At 34.9% G+C, this 22023-nt stretch carries 20 protein-coding genes, 2 riboswitches and 1 other annotated feature (1 of these 23 only partly in view); of the genes, 6 read left to right on the top strand and 14 right to left on the bottom strand.

Going from position 1 to position 22023, the window contains the following annotated elements:
• Positions 1–81, bottom strand: a binding site (T-box leader); it reaches 126 nt to the left of the window's first position.
• 29 nt (positions 82–110) lie between these two features.
• The 11 genes from DF281_RS04770 to DF281_RS04720 form a co-directional block, all read right to left on the bottom strand.
• A complete protein-coding gene (locus DF281_RS04770; RefSeq protein WP_109349104.1) occupies positions 111–863 on the bottom strand; it encodes a hypothetical protein in 753 nt (250 codons plus the stop codon).
• Positions 864–927: 64 nt separating this feature from the next.
• The gene (locus DF281_RS04765) at positions 928–2556 is read right to left on the bottom strand and encodes a S8 family serine peptidase (RefSeq protein WP_109349103.1); all 1629 of its coding nucleotides are present in this window, start codon (positions 2554–2556) and stop codon (positions 928–930) included.
• 147 nt (positions 2557–2703) lie between these two features.
• Positions 2704–3402: an ECF transporter S component gene (locus DF281_RS04760; protein WP_240605511.1), complete on the bottom strand. Its 699-nt coding sequence runs from the start codon at positions 3400–3402 to the stop codon at positions 2704–2706.
• Positions 3399–5054 carry an ABC transporter ATP-binding protein gene (locus DF281_RS04755; RefSeq protein WP_109349101.1) on the bottom strand — a complete coding sequence of 552 codons (1656 nt, stop codon included), beginning with the start codon at positions 5052–5054 and terminating at the stop codon, positions 3399–3401. The genes DF281_RS04760 and DF281_RS04755 overlap by 4 nt, the downstream gene beginning before the upstream one ends.
• Positions 5027–5908, bottom strand: a complete 882-nt coding sequence (locus DF281_RS04750; RefSeq protein ID WP_109349100.1) for an energy-coupling factor transporter transmembrane component T — start codon at positions 5906–5908, stop codon at positions 5027–5029. The genes DF281_RS04755 and DF281_RS04750 overlap by 28 nt, the downstream gene beginning before the upstream one ends.
• Before the next feature lie 4 nt (positions 5909–5912).
• Positions 5913–6836: a DUF4430 domain-containing protein gene (locus tag DF281_RS04745; RefSeq protein ID WP_166636073.1), complete on the bottom strand. Its 924-nt coding sequence runs from the start codon at positions 6834–6836 to the stop codon at positions 5913–5915.
• An 82-nt stretch (positions 6837–6918) separates the two neighbouring features.
• Positions 6919–8439 (bottom strand): Ig-like domain-containing protein, encoded by a 1521-nt coding sequence (locus tag DF281_RS04740; RefSeq protein WP_109349098.1) that lies wholly within the window; start codon positions 8437–8439, stop codon positions 6919–6921.
• A 115-nt stretch (positions 8440–8554) separates the two neighbouring features.
• Positions 8555–8739, bottom strand: a riboswitch (cobalamin riboswitch).
• 124 nt (positions 8740–8863) lie between these two features.
• Entirely contained in the window at positions 8864–9025 is a 162-nt protein-coding gene (locus DF281_RS04735) for a transcriptional regulator (protein WP_109349097.1), read from the bottom strand.
• 284 nt (positions 9026–9309) lie between these two features.
• A riboswitch (SAM riboswitch) is annotated at positions 9310–9409 on the bottom strand.
• A gap of 60 nt (positions 9410–9469) precedes the next feature.
• Positions 9470–10423: an NAD(P)H-dependent flavin oxidoreductase gene (locus tag DF281_RS04730; protein ID WP_109349096.1), complete on the bottom strand. Its 954-nt coding sequence runs from the start codon at positions 10421–10423 to the stop codon at positions 9470–9472.
• A complete protein-coding gene (locus DF281_RS04725; RefSeq protein ID WP_109349095.1) occupies positions 10424–11182 on the bottom strand; it encodes a tyrosine-protein phosphatase in 759 nt (252 codons plus the stop codon). It lies immediately after the preceding gene.
• 550 nt (positions 11183–11732) lie between these two features.
• A complete protein-coding gene (locus tag DF281_RS04720) occupies positions 11733–12560 on the bottom strand; it encodes an MBL fold metallo-hydrolase (protein WP_109349094.1) in 828 nt (275 codons plus the stop codon).
• Positions 12561–12802: 242 nt separating this feature from the next.
• Between DF281_RS04720 and DF281_RS04715 the strand changes: the two genes are divergently transcribed.
• On the top strand, positions 12803–13840 hold the full coding sequence (locus tag DF281_RS04715) for a PTS sugar transporter subunit IIC (protein WP_109349093.1): 1038 nt from the start codon (positions 12803–12805) through the stop codon (positions 13838–13840).
• 105 nt (positions 13841–13945) lie between these two features.
• Here the strand turns inward: DF281_RS04715 and DF281_RS04710 are convergent, their stop codons facing one another.
• From DF281_RS04710 to DF281_RS04700, 3 genes are all read right to left on the bottom strand, one after another.
• Complete coding sequence (locus DF281_RS04710) at positions 13946–14794, bottom strand: MurR/RpiR family transcriptional regulator (RefSeq protein WP_166636074.1); 849 nt, start codon at positions 14792–14794, stop codon at positions 13946–13948.
• Between the two features lie 206 nt (positions 14795–15000).
• On the bottom strand, positions 15001–16704 hold the full coding sequence (locus tag DF281_RS04705; RefSeq protein ID WP_109349091.1) for a sensor domain-containing protein: 1704 nt from the start codon (positions 16702–16704) through the stop codon (positions 15001–15003).
• Positions 16705–17068: 364 nt separating this feature from the next.
• Complete coding sequence (locus DF281_RS04700; RefSeq protein ID WP_109349090.1) at positions 17069–17452, bottom strand: hypothetical protein; 384 nt, start codon at positions 17450–17452, stop codon at positions 17069–17071.
• A 139-nt stretch (positions 17453–17591) separates the two neighbouring features.
• Here DF281_RS04700 and DF281_RS14700 point away from each other — a divergent pair, with 139 nt between their 5' ends.
• The 5 genes from DF281_RS14700 to DF281_RS04680 all read left to right on the top strand — a co-directional run bounded on the left by DF281_RS14700 (position 17592) and on the right by DF281_RS04680 (position 22016).
• Positions 17592–17729 carry a hypothetical protein gene (locus DF281_RS14700; RefSeq protein WP_166636075.1) on the top strand — a complete coding sequence of 46 codons (138 nt, stop codon included), beginning with the start codon at positions 17592–17594 and terminating at the stop codon, positions 17727–17729.
• A 690-nt stretch (positions 17730–18419) separates the two neighbouring features.
• On the top strand, positions 18420–19202 hold the full coding sequence (locus DF281_RS04695; protein WP_240605513.1) for a protein rep: 783 nt from the start codon (positions 18420–18422) through the stop codon (positions 19200–19202).
• A gap of 15 nt (positions 19203–19217) precedes the next feature.
• Positions 19218–19532, top strand: a complete 315-nt coding sequence (locus DF281_RS04690; RefSeq protein WP_109349089.1) for a DUF3139 domain-containing protein — start codon at positions 19218–19220, stop codon at positions 19530–19532.
• 388 nt (positions 19533–19920) lie between these two features.
• Positions 19921–21045, top strand: a complete 1125-nt coding sequence (locus DF281_RS04685; RefSeq protein ID WP_109349088.1) for a tyrosine-type recombinase/integrase — start codon at positions 19921–19923, stop codon at positions 21043–21045.
• A 590-nt stretch (positions 21046–21635) separates the two neighbouring features.
• Positions 21636–22016: a DUF485 domain-containing protein gene (locus DF281_RS04680; RefSeq protein WP_109349087.1), complete on the top strand. Its 381-nt coding sequence runs from the start codon at positions 21636–21638 to the stop codon at positions 22014–22016.
• Positions 22017–22023 lie beyond the last annotated feature (7 nt).

Genomic DNA, 22023 nt, shown 5'->3' with positions numbered 1-22023 from the left:
ATCAATCTATACTAATTCGCACCACCATTAGCTCTCTTGAAAAGAATTTGATTTTTTACTACTCCTAGTCAACGTGTTGAGCCTATTATACGCATAAACTAACTGAACATTCAAATTGTTTTTTCTGAAGTTTTGAAGAAATCTAACATATAATGTATAAAACGCCTATTTGTACGAATTTGATCCGTTAAATCTCGCGCAATCACTTCGAAAAACTCATTTCCTGCATCAGTGCCACGTAAATCACGCTTCGTACGTTTTTCATCGGGCCATGTACCAACCAAATATCCCTTTTCTTCGAGTTCCCAAGCGACCGTATATAAGTAACTATTTGAAGGACTCCATCCAAATAAGTATTCAATCTGATTGCCAACATCCGTCATTGAAAATGTTGAGCGCGTTTGAGAAAGTCTAAAAGCCATATAACGCACGATATCTTTTACTGAAATCAACTTAGAAAAGTAACCTCTAAACTCCTCTGGCAGTGAATGCTCTGGTTTAGGTGGTTTACTTCCATTGCGAGTCAGTTCGAAATAAAATCGATCTAACACGAGAACAATCTCGTGGAATCTTTGAAAATACAATGTTCTGTAGCGCTCTAAACGCTGTTTCCCTAAATCGGTTGCTTGATAATACACTTTCCGACCTTCTAAATGAGAAGTAAGTAAATTTTCCCCCTCAATCCTTTTCGCGACTCGCGCCACATATTCATAGCCGACTTTTCGACCAGGGAATGATTCGATAAAACGTTCATAAATTTCCATTGAATACTTCGCTTCTGTTGAGGTTTCATACAACCAAAATAAAGCGAGCGTATCTTGTACACTAAAACCGACTGCATCTTGAAATGTTTTTTCTTTCATAAAGAAACCTCCTTTTCTCTATTTTAGCATTTTTTAGAGAATCGGAGGTAATAAAGCTATTCAGTTAGCGGTATCGAATGACTTTACTATAAGCTTTTTTCGAACGATTGCCATCTTCATCAACCGCTACAATTGTATACGTAAAATGTTTCTTTTTCGCAATTGCTTTCACCGTAGTAAAATGATTATTTTTCGTCTGTCCAATTCGCTTCTTATTTTCATAAATTAAGAAGTGAGAAAAATCTTGAGGTTTTTTCAATTTCCACTTTAACGAAACTTGATTGCTTTTTAAGACAATGCTAGTTGTGTCATATGGGACATCAGGAGGTGATTTGTCCAGTAGAGTATTCGCGCCTTTTACAACCTCATCAGACCATTCCCCATCTGTATCTGTGAAGCGGACACCTATGGCATAAATTGTATTGGATTTTAATTTTTTTAGTTTGATGATTGATTTTGAACTTCTAGTAGCTTCCACCCCATTAATAGACACGATCGCTTCCGTTTTTTTCGGAAGATCCACTTGTAAAGTCATATCGTGATCCGTAATAGATTGGTATACGAAAGATGTTGGCGGATCAATCATCTTCACAGGTTTCAAATTTAATTCAGGGACTAAATGAGCATTTCGTAAAGATTTTAATTTTTCAATCAATTGAGCATCTGGCATATAAGGATATCTTTCAGCTAATAAAGCAAGCATTCCAGTAATATGCGGCGCAGCGAATGAAGTACCATACATCTTTTGAACGGAACCATTACTAGTAAAAGCATTGATCGCTTCACCAGGCGCTAAGAAATCAACGGCATCACGACTGTTTGAGAAGCTGCTAATATCCGCGTATTGATTAATAGAACCTACAGAGATGACTTCCTTATAACTTGCCGGATAACGAAGCGGATGATCTTGACCATCATTTCCAGCGGAAGCAACGACGATGATGCCCGCTTCTCTCGCTTTAATCATTGATTGATGAATCGAAGTTAAGTCTTTTTGAAGGCCAGAAGACAAGTTAATCAAGTCAACTTTTTGCTCAATCGCCCAATCCACAGCTTTTACAATATCACCCGACTTCCCTTTTTTCGTACCGTCCGCGTATTTTAATGAATCGATTACAGCATTTGGCGCAATTCCACCTTTTGAAAGAGCAAGAAATGGTTTTGTCGCAATAATTGAGGTTACAGCTGTGCCATGTCCTTTGCCGGAATGTCCGCGGTCTTTTTGATCGCCTTCGTTAATCGCTGTTTGAGGATCATCTTTCGAAAAAACAACATGGTTACGCACTTTTAAATATTGATTTTCATTAATGCCCGTGTCGATGACGGCGATTTTACTAGTAGCACCCGTGAGATTTAATTTTCGAGCATGATCCAATTTTATAGATTGGAAATTCCAAAGTATATTTGGCAATGAGAAAACTTGTGACTCTTTCCCTTCTGTTATGAGATGTTCATCTTTTTCAACAACAACAGATTTCATTTTATGTAATTGTTGAATTTGAGTATTTGATAGATCTGCGGTAATCACTTGGACATTTTCGTACAACTGATAAGGCGTATCCTCAAGAATCTGTTCAATCTTTGGTACTGCATTTTTAGGAAATGAAATAATGGATTCCTTGGCATAAGTATTGGTCGAATTGAGTAAAAATAATGAGAGAGATAGTAAGAAAGGAATAGTTAATTTTTTCAATGAAGCCACCCACCTTATTTTATTCAAGTAATCATATTATATACAAGGATAATACGACTATACAATAGAAAAAATTAGGTGATTCACTATTTTATAATACCTATTAAAAAAGCTAAACGATTCATTTTGAGTCGTTTAGCTAGAAAGTTATGAATTTGGTTGCATAATGCCGTATTTCTTTTTGATTCGTTCAAGCTTATCACCAATAGGTTTCGTAAGTAATAATAAGAAAACGACATTTGAAAGTGCATACGTAATCGTGAATGGTAGTGCAGTGCCTGCTGCCGCAATATATCTCGCCCAGCTGAACGCACCATCATAAGACATGACAGTCCAAATATCCATGATGAATGAAAATAATACCCCTGCAAAAATACCGTATAAAATTAAGCCGATTTTCGTATCCATCCATTTTGTTTTGCCGAGTAACCCTGCTATATAGCCGAGTATACCCCAAGTGAACATTTGGAATGGTGTCCACGGCCCTTGCCCAAATAAAATATTCGATGCAATCGCGGAAACAGCCCCAGTTAAGAATCCTGCTTCTGGCCCTAGTTTGAACCCAGTAATAGCGGTAAAAGCGGTTACTGGCTTAAATGCGGGAACCCAAGCAAATGCAGCACGACCAGCAACTGAAATGGCAGACATAACAGCGATGACTAGAATTTCTCGCGCATCTGGCCTACGCTTCTCAAATGAAAGAAAGAATGGGATACATGCGAGAATCACAACAATCATTGAGATGATTTGGTACTTACCATCATTGAATAAGACAATGCCTATTAATAGTACTGCTGGAATCGCAACGAAAAGGAGTAGTAAAGAAATGATTTTACGCGTTTTCAAATGACTACCTCCCGTTTTTGAACGGCGCATCGCTCAATTAATTGATTCGTCGTAATGACATCATTAAACAGATGACGGCACATGCGATTCGCTGCTGTCGTGTAAAAGTGATTACCGCAGTAAAACTCCCGTGGTGAATCGATCGATACGATTTGGCCATCAAAAAACATGGCACATTTAGATGCATGTTCCGCAGAAAACTCGACATCATGCGTCACCATTAATATTGTCGTACCCTTTTCTCTAAGTTGCGTCAAGATCGACGCAAGAATTTGTTTTGACTGTGCATCTAAACCTTTCGTAGGTTCATCTAATATGAGCAAACGAGGTTGTTTTAATAACACTTTCCCAAGCGCGACTTTTTGCTGCTCGCCACCACTTAAATCATACGGATGTTGTGCCAATAAATGTTCTATTTGCAGTAAATGTACGATTGAATCAATTAGAGTTTGGTCTGAAGTTAATGTTGAGAATTCTAACTGCACGGTTTTCTCCACTAATAAAGTCGTTGGATCCTGTGGCAACATGGCGATGACACCATTGTATAAATCACTATTTTTATAGTTCTTTAAAGTCTTGCCAAAAACGGTAACTTTGCCTCTATGTGGTGTCATTAAGCCTGAAATGAGTTGTAAAGTTGTCGATTTACCCGTACCATTGCCACCTAAAATCGTTAAGAAATCGCCCTTTTCCAATTCGAACTCTAAACCACGTACGACATCTTCATCCGTTTTATTATATCGAAACCATAAATCTTTTACGCTCAACACTACTTCGTTGGTCGATGCAACAGTCGGTAGAATCGCTTTCGAATCCTCTTTGAAATGATGTGACAACCATTGGCTACCATCACGGATTGTCAAAGGGACTTGCTGATCGAGTTTAAAGTAATGATGCACACGGATCGGTGTCGGTAATCCGAGTAGCATCGGATGTTCCGCATCTAATTGTCGTAAATTAACTGCCGCTTCGACTGGCGTACCATTTGAAATTATTTTCCCATTGTCCATGATGATGACACGGTCAGCAAGAGGATACACTTCTTCCAAACGATGCTCTACTAATATAATTGTTAAACCTAATTCTTTATTCAGTTTTGAAAGTGTCGCTATAAACTCGCTCGCTGCGATTGGATCTAGTTGCGATGTCGGTTCATCTAAAATCAAGACTTTCGGCTGCATAACCATAATACTCGCAAGATTTAACAGTTGTTTTTGCCCACCTGATAAATCAGTAGTATTTTTGCGGAACCAATTTTGAATACCAAAGAAACTAGCCATTTCAGCTACTCGTCGTCTAATCGACATTGTATCAAGACCTAAGTTTTCTAAGCCGAAACTTAATTCATGCCAAACTTTATCGGTCACAATTTGATTTTCAGGATTTTGTAAGACGAATCCGATCTCTGAAGCCGCTTCTCTTTGGGATAATTGCTCTAATTCAATGCCATTAAAACGGATTGAACCGCTTTTTTGCCCATGTGGCGTTAATTCTCGCTTTAAATGTTTTAATAATGTACTTTTACCACAACCAGAAGTCCCGCATAATACGACGAATTCACCTTTCTCGATTTGAAGATCGATTTCTTGAAGTATTGGTTTTAGGCCTTCTGGATACGTAAATTCTAGTTGTTCAATTTCAATGATCGCCATTTGAGCACCTCCAATAATTCGATGACAATAGGTAGCATGATTAATGCAAAATAAGAAATGAAGACAATCCAAGTCGTCATATTTAATTCAATTGTTGAGAAAGTTGGATAGTATGCAAAGTAGTTCCATCCGAAATAGCTACTAATTAACGCGACGAAGAAAAGACAAGTAATCACTGTTGTTACAATGCCATCTGCACGGTCAAATTTAAACAAGGAGAAAGTTGAGCGGTTTTTCAACCCATAGCCTCGTGCTTTCATCGAATCGGCCGTTTCAATCGCATTTTCAAGCGCCCAGGAGATGAGGATTGAAATAATTGTAGCGGCTGATTTAATTCGATGCCAAAGTGAACCGGTAGTCGGATCCATGCCGATTGTACGCTGCGCATTTGTAATCTTTTTGATTTGTAAAAAGAACAAAGGTATTAATCGCATCGTAAGTGAAATCAATAGTGCGACAGCTGGAGAAATTCGTCCAAATAAATATAGGAATTTATCGGATGTCATAATTTCATTAAATGAACCGAACCAAAATACGACACTTAGTAGCATGACTGACATCGAGAAACCGTAGACAATTGCTTCTAACGTAATCGGTTGATAGTTCACATAAAGTAGGATAATCTCCCCGTTATGTGTAATAAGCGGGTTAATGATCGCCGCAATGAACATGAATGGTAGTAACCATTTCAACGAGGATAGAAATTTCTTCCGCTGTATGAAAAGGCTTAATAAGACAGCTCCTAAAAAACTAATGCCTAGAAGGACAGGATGCATGTAAAACATCGTTAAACCAATAACAACGAAAAAATAAAAGAAAATCACAATTGGGTGATATTGATGTAAAGATTTCATATGATCACCAACCTAAATCGGTGCCGCCATTAGTTGTATACTGCAAACTAATCGAATCACCATCTTTTAACTTGTAAGTTCCTACCCCTACAGGAGCTTTCACGCCATTTACTGTATACAACCAGCCACTCATTTCACCTGCATCAAATTCATAGACATGATTAATCCCTTTAATATAAATACCGTAAAGTGGATTGTTTACATAATCCATATGAATGCCATATTTCGCACGTAATTGAGAAATCGCATCCCACGCAGTATCGCCTTTTTCAATTTCAACCTTGGCGCCACTCACGATTACACCATTTTCAGGTACGTACTTAGGATTTTGAAGTGCTTTCGGCAACTTTTCATAGTTTTCTGGTTTCAGTAATACTTTCATGCCGATTGATACCATCGCATATTCTTTCTTAGCAGGTTTTTCAACCGGCTTCGGTGGAACTGGTTTTGGTTTTGAAACGGGTGGCTTCGTATTATTCGAATGATTTGGTTTAGCCGGTTCTTTGTTTGGTTTTGTTTGAACAGGTTTCGATGGTTTGACAGGCTTTTCAACTGGTTTTTCTTGTTTTACGGGTTTTTGTATATTATTCGGCTTCTGTGTTTCATTTTTTGAAGGAATCGCTTCTTTTACTGGCTCTTTTTGCGCCACCGTTTCCTTTTCTACACTTTCCGGTTGAGTTGCAACAGGTTTTTCTGTCGTTGTTGTCTTGTTTATTTCATTTTTAACTGTTGGTTTCTTTTCATCTGGCTTCTCTTTAGAAGCGGTTGCTTTTTCAGATTCTTTTTTTTCGGATTTTGGTTCAGCTTCTACAACTTTCGCAGATTTTTCGTCCCGTTCATCTTCATATTGTTGAACAGTCTGAATGTTACAAGCAGTTAAAAACGTTGAAAGTAATAAAGTTGTTACTATTGCTTTCATCTTCCACATAGTATTCCTCCCCATGAATACAGTAATAGGGTTGAGCCAATTAAGAAAAAATTGACCCAACCCTTTTCAGTTATTGACTGAATTATTTAGTTTTAACTGTTACTGATTTACTTGTGTACTTGCCTTTTTTCGCTGAAACTTTTACAGATGTTTTAGCTTTTAATGCAGGTACAGTAATTGAGAATTTCCCTGTTTTCGCACTTGCGACTGTTTTATATGTTTTTGACCCGATTTTCGCATATACAGTAGCGCCTTTAGTTGTAGTACCAGTTACTTTTTTAGCACCCGTCACAACTTTAGTTACTTTAGGTGTAGCTGGTGTTAGAACATCTACCACTTTATAAGAGATTGCTTTACTCTTATTGCCAGCTAAATCAGTTACATAGACTTTCACTGAAGTGTTTGCTTTAAGTGATTTCTTCAATGCATGTGTGAATTTACCATCCGCTGAAGTTTCGATTGTTGCAACTGCTTTATTCGAAACATATAACTTAACTGTTGCGAATGGTTCAGTCGTACCGCTAATTGCTTTAGAAGTATTCGTTAACTTCGTTTGTTTAACTGATTTAGGTGCAGTAGCATCGATTTTCAGTTTTTTAGATGATGCATTGTGAAGATCGTAGAATGAATCTTCTTTTTTCACATAGCGATCATAAGCTACTAAACCAGTTACACCGCTATTCGTAGTGAATAGGTTCGCATCAGCATCGCCTGGCTTCATAGTGAATGCACCTAATTTTTTGTTGTAGTTCAATAAGATATTTGAGATTGCCCAATTTTCTTTTTTGATGAAAGCAGTTTTTGTTTTAGGATTAATGTTATTTGCTAGTAAAGCTAAAATAACTTGTGCTTGTGAATCTGCACTATTGCCACCCCAAGGAGCATAACCAGCTTCAGGTGTTAATTGGCCACTCATATATTTTAATCCGCGATCAATTGATTTCTTAACTGAAGCGTCTTTACTGTGATTTGATAATGCGATTAAAGCCATTGCAGTCATATCTGCACTAATTCCTTGTTCAGAACCTTGTGCCCAAGAATAGCCACCGTTCGCAAATTGAGTTGCGATTAATTTTTTCACAAGTGATTTAACATTTGCATCCGCATATTTCGTTTCATCAGAAAATGATTGTGTATTACTATCTAAAGCGATAATTGCGTAAATATAATCCGAAACTAAAGGACTAGATTTCGCATCCGTTAATTTTTTTGCTACTTCGTCATAAAGATTGAATCCTGCAATTTTAGCAGGGTTTTTGCCGATTGCGTTCAGCGTAAGAATTGTTTTAGATAAACTTCCCGCTGCGATTTTCTCAACGCCATCTGCTTTTAAAGATTTTACAACTTCATTGTAATATGTAGTGTAATAATTTTTGTTTACGCCATAATTTGAACGAGCAAATGCCATCACAGTGTCATTACTGAAAGCAGTTGGCACTAAAGCTTGCTTATATAAGTATGCTGAAGAAGTTGCTAAGTCTTTTTCGTAAGCTACTTCCTTTACAGATGTTTTTGCCTCAGCGTGAATACCTGTAGTTGGTAAGATTGATAAAACTAATGCTGATGATAATGTTGCTGGTAAAACCCATTTTGTTTTAAACATTAAAAAAACCCCCCATTTTTTATGTGCAAAGAAGTGGAAGGATCGCAATTTAGTTATATATAGAAAAATCTACAATATAAACAATAGACGTCGCTTCACATCTTCCCCTCGAAGATTGAAACAAAAAATAATAGCAGGTTTCCTGGCTCCATGATCGATTTACTTTGACGACTTCCCGTAAACGCTTACAGTGTCATTGTCATTTCATCCCATGTTACAGTAGCGGGGCTGCATCGGATTTACACCGAATTCCCTATTATCCAGTTCAAAGGAACTAGCACTATTACTTCATGAATATTCAATTATCTTTATTGAAAGTATTTCATAATTACTATAAAAAGTAAATAAAGATTTCAGAAATAAAAGAAAAAACCAATCTATTCAATAAATAAACTGAATAAAACTGAATAAATTGGTTCGTTTTTTAAATGGCTTCGAAGTTGATCGAGTCTTTTTTATGTTCATTGAAAGCATATAATTGCTCCTCTGTAAGTTGTTTGACATAAAGATAGAAATTCATCGATTCTAGTCCGTAATTCTCGCATGCCTCGCAGTATTTTTCATAACCTTCCATAAAATGTTCCATCGTCATCTACTCCTTTGTTATATAACAGTTATTTTTATTTTTATTAATATATAACAGATTTCAAATAATGTCAACGGAATTGTCAGATTATTTAAGAAAATAAAAAAGAACTTCAGAAATGACTGAAGTTCTAAGGAATCTACAGATGAGTAGTGTCGCAAATGAGCGGTGCGAATGGGCGTTGGCAGTTCTCGCTGCAAATGAGCATTTACTTCGTATGGGAAGTCGATCCAATCAAAAAACCTCTCCTGAATAAGAAGAGGTTTGAAAGTTTAAATTCACTCTTCTTATCTTTTAGCTTACGCTACAGGAATTAGCACAGTTCATAAAATGTCTGTTGCTGAAGGGTCAAAGGGCCAGTCCCTCGCCTTCTCTCGATAAGAGATTACGATTATTTGATTAACTTTATAATATACTAAATCAATATGAATTGCAATAGTTATTTTATATTTCTGACAACTTTAGAATTTGATCTTTGAAAACCTGCTCCATTTCATTGAATAAATCCTTCATTGTAGGGGTTGAATCAATCAGACCTATGACCTGACCTGCATAGCCAAATCCATGCTCTTTCCCATCATAGATGAAATCTCGATTATTTTTCCCACCGATATAGTTTTTCAATGCTTCGTAAGTAGATGTTGCCTTTTCAATCTCAAGAATCTCATCTGTAAAGTCATTATGTAACACACGAGCTGGCCCACCAATCGAACGTTTAATGACAACTGTATCTTGTTCATTTTTCGCAAGAATCGCTTCTTTATAAAGCGCTGAAGCATGTATACATTCCTTCGTTGCTATAAATCGCGTCCCCATCTCAATTCCATCAGCACCAAGCGCCAATGCTGCGGCCATCCCTCTACCATCTCCAATTCCACCAGAGGCGATCACTGGAATTTTAACTGAGTCGACTACTCTAGGTGTCAAAATGATTGTCCCTAAGTCTTCCCTTCCTAGATGTCCACCACCTTCCTGGCCTACAACGATGACCGCGTCTGCGCCATGCTCTTCTGCTTTCTGTGCCTGTCTTACAGAGCTGACCAAGACAAGTTTTTTAATGCTTGTACCGTGAAATGCTTGTAAGATCGGTGTTGGATTTCCGCCTGTAATCGTTACGACAGCAACTTTTTCATCGATGGCAACTTGGATGAAGTCCTCAAAATTAGTGCCGTGAAGCCCCATCGCGAAATTGACGCCAAAAGGTTTCGTCGTGAGTTTTCTAGTTTTGTGAATCTCTTCCCGCAGTTTTTCAGCAGTAGGTAAACTTAACGCTGTTACTTGTCCAAGTCCCCCCGCATTCGAAACTGCAGCTGCCAACTCTGAATAGGCTAGGTACGCTAAACCACCTTGGATAATTGGTAAATCAATATGAAGTAATTCCGTAATACGAGTTTTCAATTAAAGCACCTCTTCCGTATAAAACTGATGAAGAGTTTGTCGCATAGCAGCATCGATTTCAAATTCTTCTAAAAGATACTGATCAACGGTTTTGTATACTTGTAATATTTCGTCATAGGCCGCACTTAAGTAGGCTTCATCAACAAAAATGAACTTATTAAGTAAGTTCGAATCCTGCACATAAGGCTTTGCTCGCTCAACCCAAGCAGGCACATGATTCGTCATATAATCGTTCGTCAATAAATATTCTTGAACGATTGCATTGAAAGGTACATCTAAAATTAAATACAAAATCATCGCACCAACACCAGTACGATCCTTTCCTGCCGTACAATGCTGTAATAGCGGTACGTGGTTCTTCGATTTAAATTGCTGAACAAGTTTCTTATACGCGGCATTTTTAATAGGTAATGCGCGGTAAAATTGCTCTAAGGAACCTTCTGAAAATTGACTCAGTAAATCATCTTCTATCAATTCTTTCATGGAAGCAAAATTAATGGCCATTTTATTCGCTGGAACTAAAAAGTTTTTGACTCCATCGATCAATGGAGTAGGCGCACTCTTAGTCTCTGCTTCATCACGAAAATCAATAATCGATTGAATATTCAGTTCGTTTTGTATAAAATGAACCCCATTTTGATTTAATTGATTCAATTCACCGCTTCTAAAAAGTAAATGTTCCTTTACACGATTTCCCGAATTCGTTACTAAACCGCCCATATCTCTAAAATTAGCGATTTGAGCTGCTGATTGATTCATCCAATTCCCCCTTAGTCTAGATAAAATCTTGTACCTCTTTACGAATTTTCTTTGTAATCCCAAATTCTAAAAGTAAATAATATTCATTTGTATCGTACTTATTCAAAATCGAATCATAGATGAAAAATATATAGTTTGAGAGTATTCCTTTTAAGGCCTAAATTTGTACCTCATTTTCTAAAAACGGTATCAGTTTCGTTCCCCATTTTGGAGGAGTATGTGAAAAATGACCATTTGAATTGATTAATCATTCGCGATGACATCCACTTTTACATCCAAAATCAAATAAATAATGAAAGTACCAACGCCAGTACACTCAATGCCAGCAGTACTTCACTGAATTAGAGGTACTTTCTCACATCTAAATCATTGCGGTAATAAATAATGTATTGGACCTTCCAATCATTTTTGGAAGCATTAGATAAATAATTTCTACTATTATATGCTTCTTTTTTAACTGATTGCCTATTTCGAGTTACTATGCCACCGATACCTCTAAATAAATCGCCTCATCTAAAATAAGAATCAAAGTGCCCTATTCATACCCGAATTATGAGGATTTAGTTGGAGTATCTTTAATTAGTGATCGAATAATGTGAGTTGAGGCCCATTCCCCATTTGAAAAATCCTCAATTGCATATTTTTTAGGAAATAATTTCTGCGTTATTTCTGCAATCGGAAGCTTTTGATTATATAATACTTTACTTTCTTCTTGTAATTGTTCAAGATAGCGAATTTTTTCTTGTAACATTTCACGCCCGTTTTTCAAATACCCAGCATGACAGCAATAGACTTCTTCAAAATCATAAGTTAATACTTTTCTTAATGAAGCGAGTGTATCTTGCATATTTTCAGTCGATAAAATCGCTTTCGTATGAGCTAAAACGAAAAGATCACCCGAGAATAAGATTTTTTCTTCCACGCAGTAAAATGAAAGATGATCTCTCGTATGACCGGGCGTTTCGATAATTTCCCAAGTGTACTTTTGAGAAGTCATCTGCTTAGAAAAAGGTTGAGCATTGAATGCACCGCGTCTTCCCCAAGTGATTTGTCTATACGTAGGCGTTTGCTCCAAATCTTTGCAAACTTCCACAGACATAGGATGAATATAGATCGGAATACATAGGTTTTTATCGATCCAAGCTGCTCCACCCGTATGATCCTCGTGATTATGTGTAATGAAAACTTGATCAACTTTATAATTCTTAATCCAATTTGTAAAACCGTCTAACAATGTTTCTGAGCTTGTATCAATTAAAACGCCATCAATGATATATGTAAAAACACTTAAATGCGCACCATTAATGTATACATGACCTTCCAACATTTCAACTAAATCCGTGCTGTTTTTTTCATATTTTGTTTCTAATTTTAACATAGAATAAAACCTCCTTAGTAAATAAAGTATAGCATTATCTGGTTTTTTTAAGTAGTAAAGCGGTTACATTTTATGGCGAAAACGTCAAATATACGAAATTACGCTGTTTAATTCGCGAATTCTCTGTAATACTTAAATCCACTTCAATTATCAGATTTTTCTGTATTGACTGAAAAATAAGTTAAAGATACACTTAGTACTACTAATAACAGTGTTTCTCAGTCAGAAAGGAAATGATTTTTTTGAAAGATTTCATGAGTAAAGTTCTTACAGGTATGAGTTTAGGAATAGTCGTTTGTTTGATTCCAAATGCCTTAGTTGGCGAAATTTTAAAATTAATGATTCAAATATTCCCAGAAATCAAAACAGTCCTCGAGACGTTTTTAAATATATCTATTTTAGCAACGAGTTTACTGCCTGTAATTATTGGTGTATTGGTCGGAATTCAATTCAAATTAACGCAAATTCAAACGATGAGCGTAGGATTAGCGACAATGGTAGGTTCTGGCGTTGTCAGTTTTACAGAAACAGGCATGACGATGGCAGGAATCGGTGTTGTTATAAATATAGGAATTACAGCAGCAATCGCAGTAATATTTGTGCAATGGATTGGTACAAGGCTTAAAGATTATACACTTTTATTAATGCCTGCCCTATCAATTTTCATTCCAGGTCTGATTGGAATGTTCACATTGCCATTTGTACGATCAGGCTCAAATTACATAGGTGTAGGAATCATGTTCTTAACAGATCTACAGCCAATCGTTATGGGTATGTTAATTGCGATGATTTTTTCTTTATTAATTTTATCACCAATTTCTACAATTGGCGTTGCGACGGTAATTATGATTTCAGGTATTGGAGCGGGTGCAGCTAATCTAGGCGTTTGTGCATCGGGTGTCGGCATGGCAATCGCATCCTACCGTGCCAATAATTTTGGTACATCATTGGCGCATATCGCTTCTGCTAAAATTCAAATGCGCAACTTCTTTATGAAACCAAAAATCGCAGCTCCTACAATCATTACCGCTGCCATACTAGGTGCTTTGGCCGGCATTTTCAAAATTACTGGTGATCCATACTCTGCAGGATTTGGCCTAGCAGGATTCGTTGGTCCCCTTAAATATTTATCAATCGAAAACTGGAGTCCTTCAAGTATACTAATTTCAATCATGATGTTCATCGTACTACCAATCATATTGAATCTTTTCTTCATCAGATTATTTGAAAGAAAAATGAAATGGATTAAACCAGAAGATTATAAAGTCACATATGAATAAAAAAAGGTGAATCGTGTATGAAAAACATGATTCACCTTTTCTAACTCTACTTAGTTTACATAATAATATTATAAAAATAATCTATGAATTCAGGTTCCTGATCAATTAATGGAGATTTTCTCTCACGACGGCATAAGTAGTCTTCAATTTCTCAACATGATCGTGATAGTTATCCGCTAAGTAATGGTAGTAAAGTAAATCAACTAAATAATGCTGCGCAATTAGAGAAGCTGTTGAAGCGCTTCTAAGCGTGTCTACCATCTCAATCTTACTGTGTAGTAGTATGACAGTTGACTTAGTAGCTAATGTGCTTTCAGCATCCGATACGATGCTTATAATCGGTATCGAAAACTCATTACAAACTTTCGCAATCGTATTAATCTCCAGCTTTTCACCTGAATTAGAGATTAGAATCATTGCTTTCTTGCGCGGATTGGATGCAAGAGAAGATAATACAAGATGCGTATCTTGAGTATCCAAAACAGACTTCCCAATTCGGATGAATTTCTGCGCTAAATCTTTCGCAATAATATGTGAAGCGCCAATTCCATAAACTACGATCTCATCTGCATTTTTTAAAAGTTTTGTACAGGATTCAATCGAATTATTTTGGACAAGTGATTCCCTTTCCTTAATAGCTGATGTCATTCTTAATGATAATTGATGCTTTATTTGATTTAAAGAATCATCCGGTTTTAACTCTTCTTGAATCGAATGCGGTGAAGCGATTTCTGATGACATAATTATTTTGAAATCAGGAAATCCTTTAGTCCCAACTGATTTACAAAAACGTGTAATCGTCGCATTGCTCACCCCGGCCCTCTTTGCTAACTGCTGCGTTGATAAATGAATGACTTCTTCAGCATTTGCTAAGACATATTTCGCAACGGCTTGTTCAGCATCAGATAGAGCTGATAATTTAAATTGAACTTGAAATAATAAACTTTGTAACATGTAAACGCCCCCCTTAAAATTTTCAATAATGTATAGATCCCCCATATATACACTGTAAACAGTATTGAATATTTTTTACAACTGTATTTAGTTTCATTTTTCAAAATAAACCCAGTTTCATTTAGTTTACATAATAATATTATATATAGTGATTTATATTCAAAAAAGGAGTTCGGTATACGAAACCGAACTCTCTTAGACTTTTATTATGAAAACTCTTTTTTAAATAGGTGTTCGATTTTGTGTGATGGAAGAGGTTTCGAGAAAAAGTAACCTTGTAAAAAATCACAATCAGCTCTTTCAATAATCATTTTTTCTGAACATGTTTCAACACCTTCAGCAACGACTTTCATATTGAAAATCTTCGCTAGACCAATGATTGCTCTTACCATATTTTCATCATTTGTATCTTCTTTTAAGCCCATTACGAAAGTTTGATCTATTTTTAATGTATCAATTGGAAAGTTCTTTAAATAACTTAATGATGAAAAACCTTTTCCAAAATCATCAAGCGCAATAGAAATACCAATTTTTTTTAATCGATCGAATGTACGCTCAATTAAACCTGTATTGTGCAATAATGAATTCTCCGTAATCTCAATTTCTAAAAGTTCAGCAGGACAACCTGTACGCTCCATGATTTTCTTTAAATTCATGATGAAATTACGCTCTTTTAAATGTAACGGCGAAATATTTACTGATATTTTTATGTTTTTATTCTGTGTTTTCTGCCAATAAACAGCTTGTTTACACGCTGTTTCTAATACATATTCCCCTATGACTGACATCAATCCAAGTTGTTCAGCAAAATCGATGAATTCTGATGGTGGAATCCAACCACTAACTGGATCAAACCATCTGATCAATGCTTCAACTTCTCTTATTTCCTTACTTCTTACGTCGTATTTAGGTTGATAGTATAAGTCGAATGCTCGATTTTTGATCGCATCTCTTAATTTCTTTTCGAGAATGATTTGATCTTCAAGTCGATAGTTCATATTCTCATCATATTCAATGAAATAATTCCCTTTTTTCTCTTTCGCATGGGACAAAGCAATATCGGTTGTACGAATAACTTCATCAAAATTCCCAATTGTACGAATCGAAGGATGAACACCGATACTTACCGAACTGAAAAATTCAAATTTATCGACAATAAAAATATCATTAAACCTTTGAAGAATCAAATTAACGATTTTATGATAGTCAATCGTTTTACAAATGACAGCAAATTGATCGCCTAAATATTGAAATACAGTGCCGTTAATACTGACTAGATCGTCAAGGAATTTTGCTACAGTTACTAGGAATAAATCGCCCACATGGTGGCCAAAACCCTCATTGATCCGTTTAAAACGATTTATTGATATTAATAAAAATGCATCTTCTGAAGTTGAGTTATATTTAATCATCTGGTCATATGTCATTCTAAGTTTACGTCTATTTTTCAGACCGGTTAATTCATCATGATAAGCTAAATGCTCAAATCTTTGAGCGTTTTTTTGTTCCGTAATATCCGTTCGAATTGATATGTATTGATAAGGTTTTCCAAATTCATTTATAAACGGTACGATTACAGTCTGTACCCAATATAGATTACCATCCTTAGCGCGATTGCAAATCTCCCCATTCCAAATCTTGCCGCTGCTAATTGTTTGCCACATTTTCTTGAAAAACATTTTTGAATGATATCCAGAGTTGATAATTCTATGATTTTGTCCAATTAATTCAGTAACTGAATATTTAGAAATCTCACAAAATTGTTTATTCACGGATATTATCTGTCCCTGTGCATTTGTAATAGCGACTATAATTGATTGATCAATAGCGGAAATAATATCTTTATGCTGCATTTCATCTAATTTTGAACTATCTAATAATTCTAAAGTTGCATCCATCAAAATATCCATATATACACCCTCCTCCAATACCCTTAATACTAGTATTTTACCATAAAGGTGATTATAAATACTCATTTATTTAAAATAAAGGTCAAAATCACTATACCTTTTTACCCTAAACGATATTTTCTATCGTAATACAGTTATTACTATAAAAAAAGTATTAATAGTTTATTTTTAAGATTATATTACAAATCAAGATGAAGAATGTATAAATTATCAAATAAATACAAAATATACATTTTAAATTAAGTGCAATAATGTTCTACTAATTTTTGGATATTATTATTAGTTAAACCTTTATGCCTAATTAGTTTACATAATAAAATTATAAAAGCCAAAGATTTTTGGTCATTGGCTGTACACATACAAACTATTCAATGTTATAGAGCGTTTCTGTAATAGGAAGAACTTGAATGGTACACTCGTAAGTGCCCTCTTTATTAGCTTCGAATGCTTTAATATCAGCTGAACTATATAAGACATCATCGATGAAGACGTTGAAGGAGGGGTCCGTCCCTCTCCCTACCGCTTCCTCATAATATACTTCACAAGATCCGGAGATTCGCTGGAAATTCCCCTGCTTCTTATTCCAATAATCCAACGTATCCGACATAAATATAAACAATACTAGTAAAGTAAAGAATGATAAAATAATCGACGAAACCTTGAAATCTTTATGTTCTCGAAACTTTATAAGCAATACAAACCATACTAATCCAATGATGACTAGAAAATAAATACTTGAAAATGGCATATGAACCTCCTAAATTATTGATGTTTTTTTCTCTCCTGTATGGTTAATGCTATCCGATAATAAACCATACTATAAGCGTATATTTATATGTTATTATTGGAAGTAATAACGCTAATATTCTATAAATTAGGAGTTTAAAATGAAAAAATTTAAATGGTTTTACATGATTGGGAGCATTATAGTAGTCGTTGCAGCGGCAGCATACTTTTTACCACGTCTAATTCTTTATATGACTTATTCCCCTACTTTAGGAGAAAAAGAAGTACAGCTTATATAAAACATGCCTAAAGCAACGGATTCATTAAACATGAAAAGCGGCAAATATGTATTAGCCTTTTCGGAGTTGAAAAGTTTGAAAGACGCTAATACAGGAGCATTTTATGTCATTGATGAATCAGGGAAGTTTTTATCGCAAAGTACTAAACAAGATTTAGCAGAACCGATTAGTATGACGTCAACGAACAATCAAGCATATGTCGTAAATAATCGCTCTGCCCAACGCTCTTCAATAGATTTAAAAACAGGTAAAATTGAGTCAATTAATTTCAATGAAAATTTGAGTCATTCATTTTCAATTCAATCGAATAATGATTATGTGATCTATGATATTGCTGGAGAATTAAAAGATGGTAAAAAACTAGTTTATTGGCATCGTAATAAACCAAGTAATAAAAAATCTCTTACTATTACACATTCCATACATATTGAAAGGGATGACGCATACATTACGACAGCTGATCCGGATGCAATCGCGTACATCCATCACGTTGATTTAAAAAACGGGGATGTTGTTTCTTCAAAGAAATTAGATTTAGATGATGAATACTCAAAATCTGGCTTGCCTGGTAATCCAGCATTAACCTACTATAAAGGCTATCTGTATTATGCGGTCAATCAAGTGAAAGCTGAATCGGATGACAATGTACGTGGTGAAATATTAGAGTTTGATATTACGCATGAAGGGCGCATGAAATTAGCGAAAGCATGGTTTTGTAAGTCACCGTTATGTCCGATGTGCAATTGGAGGAAAACGATGAAACGAAGTATTCAAACAACCAAAATTGTGGAAGAAGTTATCCGCCAAAAACCAAAAGCGAGATGGCTTTTCTTAACACTGACGGTCAAGAATGTATTTGATGGTAAAGCGCTAGATAAAAGTTTAAAAGTAATGGCACAAGGTTTTAACCGTTTAATGAAATATAAAAAAGTAGCTCAGAACATGATTGGCTTCATGCGATCCACAGAAGTTACGGTCAATAAAAAAGACGGTTCGTACAATCAGCACATGCATGTATTGTTGTGTGTTGAATCAAAATATTTTAAGGGTGCTGAAAATTATTTGTCGCAAGAAGATTGGACAAGTCTTTGGCAAAAAGCTATGAAGTTAGATTATGTTCCAGTTGTTCACATTGAAGCTGTCAAAAATAAAAAACGTAACCAGAAAAGAGAAGTCACTGCAATTCAAGTTGCGGTGCAAGAAACTGCAAAATATTCGGTGAAAGATTCCGACTATCTGACTGGTAATCTAGTAAATGATTTAGAAGTTGTGAAAGACTTGGAAGAAGGTTTATACCGTAAGCGAATGATTGCATATGGTGGTTTGTTAAAAAAAGTACATAAGCAATTGAATTTAGATGATGTTGAAGACGGCGATTTGATACGAGTGGATGATGAAAAGTTGAATGAAGAAGAAATAGCGTATTCAATTGTGGCGCAATGGAATTGGATTTTGAAAAATTATTTTATATAAAAGGGGACGTTATATTTGAAGAAATTTTTGATTGTTCTTTGTAGTTTATTAATTATAGTTGGTTGTATTTTTGGTTATATTAGTTTTAAAAAAAATTATGTAAAAAATGAAGTTTTAGATCATTTGATTAATAAAAAAATGGTAAATAAAGAAGATATAGAGGAGATAGAACCATTTATTGCGAATTTGAGTGGTGATCAAAATTATCAGGTTTATGTTAAAGTGAAAAATGATCCAAAAAAATATTATTATTATAAAAATTCTAAAAAAGATAAAGTTATTTTAGAATCTTATGAATTAAATGGTAAAGAATATTTTGTTGATAAATAAAATGTTGGCTATAAATGAAATTAATTTAGAAAATGGTGAACAACTTTCTAGAACAATCATCAATATGCCTGTATCTACCTACTTAACAATGACCTTTGCTGTTATTCAATCATGAATGTATTTTAAGAGCTGCCTTGCTCAAGGCGGCTCTTTTTATTTTGAATTCAACCGTAAAAACCGCTATAAATTCCCATTTAATCCCTAAACATAAACAAAGGGACTATTTGTTTATGTTAGTTTTCATGATATAATAACTTAAATAAAACGTGTTATTTTATTAAAATACATTAATAATCAGAAAATTGAAACGAAGTAACTTAATTTTCCATTTCACATAAAACCACCAGTTAGTTGGATTTAATCACATTGAGAAAAAGGATGAATTGTCATGCAAGACTTAACAATTATGAATCAATTTGAAATTGTTGAAAATAATGAGCAGTATTATTTTGAGTTGCAATATAAACAGGATTCAAATGAAAAATCCAATTTTGATCGATTTTCTGGTTTTTCAGATGTTGATCTAATCTTTTGGTATATACATCAACAGAAGCATTTAGATCGAAGTAAGGAAAATAGTGAACGAACGAAAATCGAATATATGCGAGAATTAAAACAGTTTATTATGAATATCCTCCATTATAATGAAGAAATGCAGCTTGATTTATACGGGGATGTTAGTGATTCCCTCCTAAAACAAATAGAAGGAAGACATTTAAGGAAATACCAAGAATGGCTTGCGACCAGCAGTCCGTACATATTAAAAGGCAATACCTATTCCCCCGCTTCCTTATCGCGTAAAACGACGATTCTTAAATCGTTTTTCACTTTCCTTTACGAATCAAAATATACGACGCATAATGCAGCTGCCGGGCTCAAAATAGCGAGCGTTCGCAAAGATGATCGACCAAATAAGGATTTAGGTCCATTTGAGGTACAAAGGATTTTAGACGGTTTATTAGAGGTTGATTTCCGCTACTATACAATGGTTCTGACACTGGTTACGACCGGTTTGCGAAATGAGGAATTATGCAATTTAACAATGGGTAGCATTAAACAAGACACGATTATTGGTGGATATTATTTCGAAGTAGTCGGTAAAGGGAATAAACGACGCGATGTGCCAATCAAACGAATTGTTTTGGATAAAATATTAAAATACCGCCAAACTTATTATTTGAGTTCACTCAATAATAGCGAAGATCATGCCCCGTTATTTGTGACTAGAAACGGTAAAAAGTATACGCCCTCTTATTTAGCGCAGGCATTGAAAAAAGTCATACACGAGAAATTAGCGCATCTTCATATACAAAGCAATGTGACGACGCATAGTTTTCGCCATGCATATGCGATTATCTCCCACTTAAATAAAGTAGATGTGTATGATATTATGCGCTCTTTAGGGCATGAAAAAATCGATACAACAATGATTTATTTACAGAAAATCATTGAACGATCTAACAATGCAGTAAACGGATGGAATGATGATGTACTTGGTTCACATTTAAAATAAAAAGACTCATTTTCGAAAGAGTCTTTTTATTTTTATTTTCAGAATATTGAAATGAAGTTACGTAAAATCTAAATGCAGTGTATGAAATTACGAAATTATGTCTTTACCCCCCTGCAAAAAGAGGAAGCAATTATTTTCCATAAAAGATAAAAAAGGGTTTTACAATAAATGAAAATGGGTATTTTTAAGTAAAATGGAAATTAAAAAAGAAAGGAGAAGGAGAAGTTTTTAGCGAAGATCCATTTTCTATAATTCGAAAAAACTGTAATTTTGTAATTCATACAGATAATATCTCGAAAAATCTTTAATTATCTAAAAAACAGTACTTATAAATCAAATTATCTAATGCGAGCAAAAAAATAACATTAAATAGATAAAAACCGCTTAAACGATTGGTATATCACGACTTATCAACAAAATGCATAAGATATTTTTTGTTTAAAGTAGATAATTTAGTACCTATTAAAGAAAAAATTAATTTTTTAGATAAAAAGTATTGCTTTTTAAAACGCTTTCAAATAATATTAACTCAGGGATAGGAAATGTTTCCTCGCTCTACCATATTAACTAAAAAAAGGAGGCATACTTCTATGGATCAAAAATTACAAGGGTCTGATGTTTTGGAAAATAACGATTCTCCAAAAACTGATAATTCAGAAATTACTGAACAAGAGTATGTAAATATCTCGCAGAGCCCAGAGTTCAAAGCACTTGTAAAGAAGAAGAACAAATTTATCGTACCTGTTTCAATTTTCTTCCTGCTATTTTATTTCACACTGCCAGTCTTAACTTCGTTTACAAAAGTGCTTCACCAAAAAGCATTTGGTGACATTACATGGGTTTGGGTGTTTGCAATCGCTCAATTCATCATGGTTTGGACTTTGGTAACAATCTATGTTAAAAAAGCGAATACTTTCGATAAGGATGCAGGCAAAATTATCGAGAAGGTTAAGGACGGTGAATTCAAATGACAGACGG

The sequence above is a fragment of the Kurthia zopfii genome, assembly GCF_003143955.1.
Lineage (GTDB): Bacteria > Bacillota > Bacilli > Bacillales_A > Planococcaceae > Kurthia > Kurthia zopfii.
Note: the sequence above shows the minus strand (reverse complement) of the source record. Positions and strands in the feature narration are given on the sequence as shown.

Coding starts and splice junctions, on each gene's coding strand:
- DF281_RS04740 (WP_109349098.1), bottom strand. CDS start 8,439: ATGTTTAAAACAAAATGGGTTTTACCAGCAACATTATCATCAGCATTA.
- DF281_RS04710 (WP_166636074.1), bottom strand. CDS start 14,794: ATGTTACAAAGTTTATTATTTCAAGTTCAATTTAAATTATCAGCTCTA.
- DF281_RS04695 (WP_240605513.1), top strand. CDS start 18,420: ATGAAATTAGCGAAAGCATGGTTTTGTAAGTCACCGTTATGTCCGATG.
- DF281_RS04700 (WP_109349090.1), bottom strand. CDS start 17,452: ATGCCATTTTCAAGTATTTATTTTCTAGTCATCATTGGATTAGTATGG.
- DF281_RS04720 (WP_109349094.1), bottom strand. CDS start 12,560: ATGTTAAAATTAGAAACAAAATATGAAAAAAACAGCACGGATTTAGTT.
- DF281_RS04685 (WP_109349088.1), top strand. CDS start 19,921: ATGCAAGACTTAACAATTATGAATCAATTTGAAATTGTTGAAAATAAT.
- DF281_RS04735 (WP_109349097.1), bottom strand. CDS start 9,025: ATGGAACATTTTATGGAAGGTTATGAAAAATACTGCGAGGCATGCGAG.
- DF281_RS04750 (WP_109349100.1), bottom strand. CDS start 5,908: ATGAAATCTTTACATCAATATCACCCAATTGTGATTTTCTTTTATTTT.
- DF281_RS04770 (WP_109349104.1), bottom strand. CDS start 863: ATGAAAGAAAAAACATTTCAAGATGCAGTCGGTTTTAGTGTACAAGAT.
- DF281_RS04745 (WP_166636073.1), bottom strand. CDS start 6,836: ATGTGGAAGATGAAAGCAATAGTAACAACTTTATTACTTTCAACGTTT.
- DF281_RS04755 (WP_109349101.1), bottom strand. CDS start 5,054: ATGGCGATCATTGAAATTGAACAACTAGAATTTACGTATCCAGAAGGC.
- DF281_RS14700 (WP_166636075.1), top strand. CDS start 17,592: ATGAAAAAATTTAAATGGTTTTACATGATTGGGAGCATTATAGTAGTC.
- DF281_RS04725 (WP_109349095.1), bottom strand. CDS start 11,182: ATGAATCAATCAGCAGCTCAAATCGCTAATTTTAGAGATATGGGCGGT.
- DF281_RS04705 (WP_109349091.1), bottom strand. CDS start 16,704: ATGGATATTTTGATGGATGCAACTTTAGAATTATTAGATAGTTCAAAA.
- DF281_RS04680 (WP_109349087.1), top strand. CDS start 21,636: ATGGATCAAAAATTACAAGGGTCTGATGTTTTGGAAAATAACGATTCT.